Source organism: Streptomyces sp. XM83C (assembly GCF_023072675.1).
GTDB lineage: Bacteria > Actinomycetota > Actinomycetes > Streptomycetales > Streptomycetaceae > Streptomyces > Streptomyces thermocoprophilus.
Map to the genome: position 1 here is coordinate 1 of NZ_JALLGL010000331.1, position 6563 is coordinate 6563.

A 6563-nucleotide genomic window follows, 5' to 3' on the forward strand; every position below is an offset into this window, starting at 1 on the left:
GAGGTCCCCCGCTGCCCCCCGGGTTCCCCGCCGGCCCCCCGAGCGGCGACTCTCGGACGTACTCCGGCAGAACCCGCACAGGCCGGCGGGCAACCGCGCAACCGCCACCCACGACACCTCGCAGGCGTCACCAGCAGGAACATCCCCGCCGTCCCCGAAAAGGCAGGCACACCAGACAGCCCCGCACGACCACCCCGGCGTTCACCAGCCGGACCACCCGTGCCACACCACCCGCGTACCGCCTAAAATCCGCACGTCAGGGCCGCTCCGGAGCCGCAGCGCGCCCCACCGCACCGCTGCACGAGGAGCCGTCCCTCATGGCCGAACACCCCGCCTACCCCGTAGGACTCCGCCTCACCGGCCGCCGCGTGGTCGTCCTCGGCGGCGGCCAGGTCGCCCAGCGCCGCCTGCCCGCCCTGATCGCGGCCGGCGCCGACATCCACCTCGTGTCGCCCGAGGCGACCCCCTCCGTCGAGGCGATGGCCGACACCGGCGAGATCACCTGGCACCGGCGCCCCTACCGGGACGGTGACCTCACCGACGCCTGGTACGCCCTCATCGCCACCAGCGACGCCGACGCCAACCGGGCCGCCTCCGCCGAGGCCGAGCAGCACCGCGTGTGGTGCGTCCGCTCCGACGACGCCGACGCCGCCACCGCCTGGACCCCCGCCACGGGCCACAGCGAAGGCGTCACCGTCGCCGTCCTCACCACCGACGCCCGCGGCCGGGACCCCCGCCACACCGCCGCCATCCGCGATGCCGTCGTCGAGGGCCTGCGCGACGGCACCCTCGTCGCCCCGCACCACCGCACCCGCACCCCCGGCGTCGCCCTCGTCGGCGGCGGGCCCGGCGACCCCGACCTGATCACCGTCCGAGGCCGGCGCCTGCTCGCCGAGGCCGACGTCGTCATCGCCGACCGGCTCGGCCCCCGCGACCTCCTCGCCGAACTGCCCCCGCACGTCGAGGTGATCGACGCGGCGAAGATCCCGTATGGCCGTTTCATGGCCCAGGAGGCCATCAACAACGCGCTGATCGAACACGCCAAGCAGGGCAAGTCCGTCGTCCGCCTCAAGGGCGGCGACCCTTATGTCTTCGGCCGCGGCATGGAGGAGTTGCAGGCCCTCGCCGAGGCCGGCATCCCCTGCACCGTCGTCCCCGGCATCTCCAGCTCCATCTCCGTGCCCGGCGCCGCCGGCATCCCCGTCACCCACCGCGGCGTCGCCCACGAGTTCACCGTCGTCAGCGGCCACGTCGCCCCCGACGACGAACGGTCCCTCGTCGACTGGCCGTCGCTGGCCAAGCTCACCGGCACCCTGGTGATCCTCATGGGCGTCGACAAGATCGGGAAGATCGCCGAGACGCTCGTCGCCCACGGCAAGAACCCCGACACCCCCGTCGCCCTCGTCCAGGAAGGCACGACGGCCGCACAGCGCCGCGTCGACGCCACCCTCGCGACCGTCGCCGAGACCGTACGCGCCGAGGACGTCAAACCGCCCGCCGTCATCGTCATCGGCGACGTCGTCGCCGTGGGCCCCCGGCCCGGCGCGTGACCGCCGCACCCCCACCACGACAAGGCAGCTGAGACACCGTGGCCGAAGCCCGACTCATCACCGTCGACGACCCCGACGACCCGCGCCTGCACGACTACACCGACCTCACCGACGTCGAACTGCGCCGCCGCCGCGAACCCGCCGAAGGCCTGTTCATCGCCGAGGGCGAGAAGGTCATCCGCCGCGCCGTGGACGCCGGCTACATCATGCGTTCGATGCTGCTCTCGGCCAAATGGGTCGATGTGATGCGGGACGTCATCGACCGGCTCGGCGTACCTGTGTACGTCGTCGCCCCGGAACTCGCCGAGAAGGTCACCGGCTACCACGTCCACCGCGGCGCCCTCGCCTCCATGCAGCGCAAACCGCTCCCGGCGGCCGAGGACGTGCTGGCCGGCGCCCGCCGCGTCGCCGTCATGGAGTCCGTCAACGACCACACCAACATCGGGGCCATCTTCCGCTCGGCCGCCGCCCTCGGCATGGACGCCGTGCTGCTGTCCCCGGACTGCGCCGACCCGCTCTACCGGCGCAGCGTCAAGGTGTCGATGGGCGCCGTGTTCTCCGTGCCGTACGCCCGCCTCGACACCTGGCCCCGCGGCCTGGACGCCGTACGCGACGCCGGGTTCGCGCTGCTCGCCCTCACCCCCGACGAGAAGGCCCGGCCCCTCGACGAGGTCGCCCCGCACACCATGGAACGCGTCGCGCTGATGCTCGGCGCGGAGGGCGACGGCCTGTCCCGGCGGGCCCTCGCCGCGGCCGACACCTGGGTCCGCATCCCCATGTCCCACGGCGTCGACTCCCTCAACGTGGGAGCGGCGGCGGCCGTCGCGTTCTACGCGGTGGCGACCGGCAGGGGCTGACAGGCGCGGCCTGCCGGCAGCCGCTCTCGAGGGGCGTACGGGCCTTCGTACGACCGCCGAAGGGACAGCGGCCGGAGGCGAGCCGGGGTGCCGGGTCAGTGACCTGCGGCGGTGGAACCGTCGAGCTCCTGCTGCGTGTGTACGCCGCCCCCGCCGCCGAGGCCGCGCGCGGGGCCCTGACAGCCCTGCACCACGCCGATGCCGAGGGCGACCAGCAGAGTCACCACGACGAACACGAACAGCCGCTGCCGCAGCAGCCGCGGGTTGGCGGGCCGCAGCCCCGTGCCCGTGTTCCGCGGTGTCCGCCGTCCCGTACCGCTGCGGGGGACCGGCCGCGCACCGGAACGGGGCCCGCCGGGGCCGCCGTGGTTTCCGGAGCGCCCGGCGGGCGTGGGCCGGGGGCCCGGCCGTGAGGACGGACCGCCGTTGCGGACGGCACCGCCGGGAGGTCGTCCGCCCGCGCCGTTCGTGCCGCCCTGGCCGGCGGGGCCGCCGCGTGACGGGACGCCGCCCCGCGAACGGGCGGTTCCCGCGGGCCCACCGGGGCCACCGGGCCCGCTCGGGCCGCCGCTGTGCGGGCCCTGCGGGCGGCGGGGGCGTCCCGGATAGCTGGTGTCCGAGAGCCTGCCCGTGGGCCGGTCCGCCTCACTCGCACGAGGCGAGGACGGCCGTACGTCCGTCGGCCCCTGCGCCTCGCGGGCGGCGATCTCCTTGAGCCGCAGCGACAGTTCCAGCGTGCTCGGCCGCTCCTCCGGGTCCTTCGCCAGACAGGTCCGGATGAGCGGAGCAAGAGCGTCCGGTACGCCGTGCAGCTGCGGCTCCTCGTGCACGACGCGGTAGAGCATCACCTCGGAGCTGCCGTGTCCGAACGGCGAGTCGGCCATGGACGCGTACGCGAGCGTGGCCCCCAGCGAGAACACATCGGTCGCCGGTGTCACGGCCGCGCCGCGCACCTGCTCCGGGGCGAGGAAGCCGGGGGAACCCACGGCCGTACCCACATGCGTGAGCGTGGAGGCGCCGGTCGCCCAGGCGATGCCGAAGTCGATGATCCGGGGCCCCTTGGGGGACAGCAGGATGTTGGACGGCTTCAGGTCGCGGTGCACGACCCCGGCCTCATGGACGGCGACGAGCCCCTCCGACAGCGCCGCGCCGATCGCGGCCACGTCGGCGGCCCGCAGCGGGCCCTCCGCGGCCACCTTGTCGTGCAGGGAAGGACCGGGCACGTACTGCGTGGCGAACCAGGGGCGGTCCGCCTCCAGGTCCGCGGCGACCAGCCGGGCCGTGCAGCCGCCGCGGATGCGCCGGGCGGCGGAGACCTCCCGCGCGAAACGCGACCGGAACTCCTGGTCCTCCGCGAGATCGGGCCGGATCACCTTCAGGGCGACCCGCTGGCCCTTCTTGTCGGAGCCCAGGTAGACCACACCCATACCGCCCGCGCCGAGCCGTCGGTGAAGCCTGAACGAGCCGACGACGCGCGGGTCCTCGCGCCTCAGGCGCATCATCGCCATGTTCATCCCCGCTGCCCGGTCCGTGTGACGTGCCTCAGCTTACGTTTTCCCGGCCGATCGCGCGCAGAGGCCGCGCCCTCTCGTCGGGACGGATTGCCGACGGTGCGCGGGATGTGTGAAGGGTGGTCAGGAACCCGGGAAATGGGGACCCTTTGACTGGTGCCGACACCCAACCCGGGGTATCGGACAGGGGGTTGGGGTCGCGACGGACGGCCGTGCCGACCGGGGTGCGGACACGGGAGAGAACGTGGGGACGGCAGGGGCTGAGGAGGCGGGAGTGGTTCGGGAGGTCATCGGCCGGGGGAAGGAACGGCATCGCCGCGGGTTCGACGTGACCGAAGTCACGCGGCGGTGCGCGGCGTGGTGCGCGGGAGACCCGGCGGGGCGCGTCCCCTCCGGGAAGACCCTGAGACCTGGGTCGCCGTCTCCACCCAGGGGAGTAGTGCCCAGGTGGCGGCTCATCCTCCGGGAGGCCCGGCAATCGGTACGACGGCATGACGTGCCGAGGGGCGCGCGGACCTAGATTTGTGGGCAAGCGGCGGGTGCAGCACTCGTCCCCCGAGGTCAGACACCCGCCGCTGCCGACGATCACCGACAACGGTCAGGAGAGGGACCATGGCCCACACGGCACCGCGGACGGCGGTCCGAGCGCGGGGCGCTCAGGCACGAGAGCTGTCCCGTGCCGATGTCCGTGCCGGCCGTGGCGGCCGTCGCCACCCCTTGGTGGCGACCGCGATGGTCCTTCCTCTGGCGGCCCTGCTCGTGTACGCCTTCGGCGGCTGGGAAGCAGTGGTCACACAGGCGTCGTCCGTGGGTGTGATGCTGGGGCGCTGAGCGGCGACCCCAGGCCCGGAAGAGCGGTCCGGGCGGGGACATCCACCCAGGAAACCCCGTGGGGACGGGGGTGCGGCGGACGGCACGATGCCGGCGCAGCTGGGGAGCTGCGCCGGCATTGCTCTGCCCTGGGCCGCGCGGGTCCTCTTTCACCGCGGACCGGTGGGGCTTGGCGCGCAGTTCCCCGTGCCTCTTTTCACCGCGGGCCGGTGGGGGCTGGTCGCGCAGTTCCCCGCGCCCCTCGATGTGGCGGGGCCATCGTTTTCACCTGCGGGCCGGTGGGGGGCGTTCGCGCAGTTCCCCGCGCCCCTGGATGCCTGCGGCGGCCCGCTGGTGTGGGTGGGTGGCTGGTGTCGCGCCATCTGTCCGGTGGGTGGGTCGGGAGCGCGCCGGGGGTGTCCGTTGGGGCGCTGGGGGTACCCCCTCTGGGGGAGGCGCCCCCGTAGCGCCGGGTGGGCGTGACCCACCCCCGGCCCGCACCGACGCCGGGTGCCCTGTTGCGTCGGGACGCAGCGGTGGGTTCCCCGTCGCACCGGGGGCGCATCCTGCCGGGGCCGGCACGCAGCGGCCCCGGGGCAGTCGCCGCGGCGTAGGGTCGGGGGCGTTGCCCGAGAGTCGAGGGAGGCCATGCCCGAGTTCACGGACGTGCTCGCCGCCGCCGCGGCGACCCGCGCCCACCCCGTCGGCACCCCCTGCACCACGTGCCCCACCGGCACCCTCGCCGACCGCCCCGACGCAACCGTCGTCCGGCACGGACGAACCGTCCTCAAGGCGCACGCCCCCGGCACCGACCGGACCCGGCTCGGCCCCCGCCTGACCGTCGCGGCACGAACACCCGGCGTTCTCCTGCCGCCGCTCACCCCGACCCCCACCGACCTGCACGGACGTCTCGTCACCTGCTGGCCCTACGGCACCCCCGTGGACCCGGGAGACCCGGACGCCGCTCCCTGGGAGGCTGCCGGAACCCTCCTCGCCGCCCTGCACCGCAGTCACCCCGTCCCCGGCCTTCCGGCCATGCGCGGCCCGGCCAAGGCCGCCCGGGCCGTGGCGCGCCTCACCGGTCGACCCGGCCTGGGCGAAGCTGTCCGTGAGGCCTGGGCCGCGCTGCCCGCCTGGGCGCGGGCCGAGGCGCCCGTGCCCGGCCCGCGCGCCGTCTGCCATGGCGACTTCCACCTGGGGCAACTCGTCCGCCACCCCGGCCCGAACGGCCCCTGGCGGCTCATCGACGTCGACGACCTCGGCCTCGGCGCCCCCGCCTGGGACCTGGCCCGCCCGGCGGCCTGGTTCGCCTGCGGGCTGCTGCCGCCCGACGAGTGGAGCCGCTTCCTCGCCGCCTACCGCCGCTCCGGCGGCCCCGCCGTGCCCCCGGACGGCGACCCCTGGCCGGCGCTGGACGTGCCTGCCCGCGCCCTCACCGTGCAGAGCGCCGCCCAGTCGCTGCTCCGGGCCGACCGGGAGGGCCGCGCCCCGGACGAGGTGGAGCTGGCGCTCGTCGACGCGTGCTCCCGGATGGTTTCCGTTCCCGCCCCCCGGCCGCCCGCTTCCGCGTCGTAGGGTGCAACCGACCGCCGCCGGACGGAGTCTGTCCAGGCGAAACGCGAAGCAGGACCGACGGGCGAGGAGTTGACCCGAACCATGCAGTGTCCGAAGTGCCACGCGCCGATGCACACCTACAACCGCAACGGCGTCCAGATCGAGCAGTGCAGCAACTGCCGAGGGATCTTTTTGGACTACGGCGAGCTGGAGGCGCTGACCCGCCTGGAGTCCCAGTGGACGCAGCCTGCCCCGCCGCCCCCCGCCCCGCAGGCGTACCC

Annotated in this window: 6 protein-coding genes; 5 read left to right on the forward strand and 1 reads right to left on the reverse strand. The window is 74.8% G+C overall.

The genetic code is table 11. The features are described from left to right. The first annotated feature begins 317 nt into the window (after positions 1 to 317). Positions 318 to 1550, forward strand: a complete 1233-nt coding sequence (cobA, locus tag MTQ10_RS26215) for a uroporphyrinogen-III C-methyltransferase (RefSeq protein WP_247472633.1) — start codon at positions 318 to 320, stop codon at positions 1548 to 1550. A gap of 38 nt (positions 1551 to 1588) precedes the next feature. After that, positions 1589 to 2407: a TrmH family RNA methyltransferase gene (locus tag MTQ10_RS26220; protein WP_247472634.1), complete on the forward strand. Its 819-nt coding sequence runs from the start codon at positions 1589 to 1591 to the stop codon at positions 2405 to 2407. A gap of 95 nt (positions 2408 to 2502) precedes the next feature. Here the strand turns inward: MTQ10_RS26220 and MTQ10_RS26225 are convergent, their stop codons facing one another. Then, complete coding sequence (locus MTQ10_RS26225; protein ID WP_247472635.1) at positions 2503 to 3921, reverse strand: serine/threonine-protein kinase; 1419 nt, start codon at positions 3919 to 3921, stop codon at positions 2503 to 2505. Between the two features lie 609 nt (positions 3922 to 4530). On the opposite strand from MTQ10_RS26225, the gene MTQ10_RS26230 reads away from it, so the two are divergent. The 3 genes from MTQ10_RS26230 to MTQ10_RS26240 form a co-directional block, all read left to right on the forward strand. Further along, positions 4531 to 4749, forward strand: a complete 219-nt coding sequence (locus MTQ10_RS26230; protein ID WP_247472636.1) for a hypothetical protein — start codon at positions 4531 to 4533, stop codon at positions 4747 to 4749. Positions 4750 to 5376: 627 nt separating this feature from the next. Further along, complete coding sequence (locus tag MTQ10_RS26235) at positions 5377 to 6303, forward strand: phosphotransferase family protein (protein ID WP_247472637.1); 927 nt, start codon at positions 5377 to 5379, stop codon at positions 6301 to 6303. A gap of 81 nt (positions 6304 to 6384) precedes the next feature. Beyond that, on the forward strand, positions 6385 to 6563 hold a 179-nt coding region (locus MTQ10_RS26240), incomplete at its 3' end, for a TFIIB-type zinc ribbon-containing protein (RefSeq protein ID WP_247472638.1).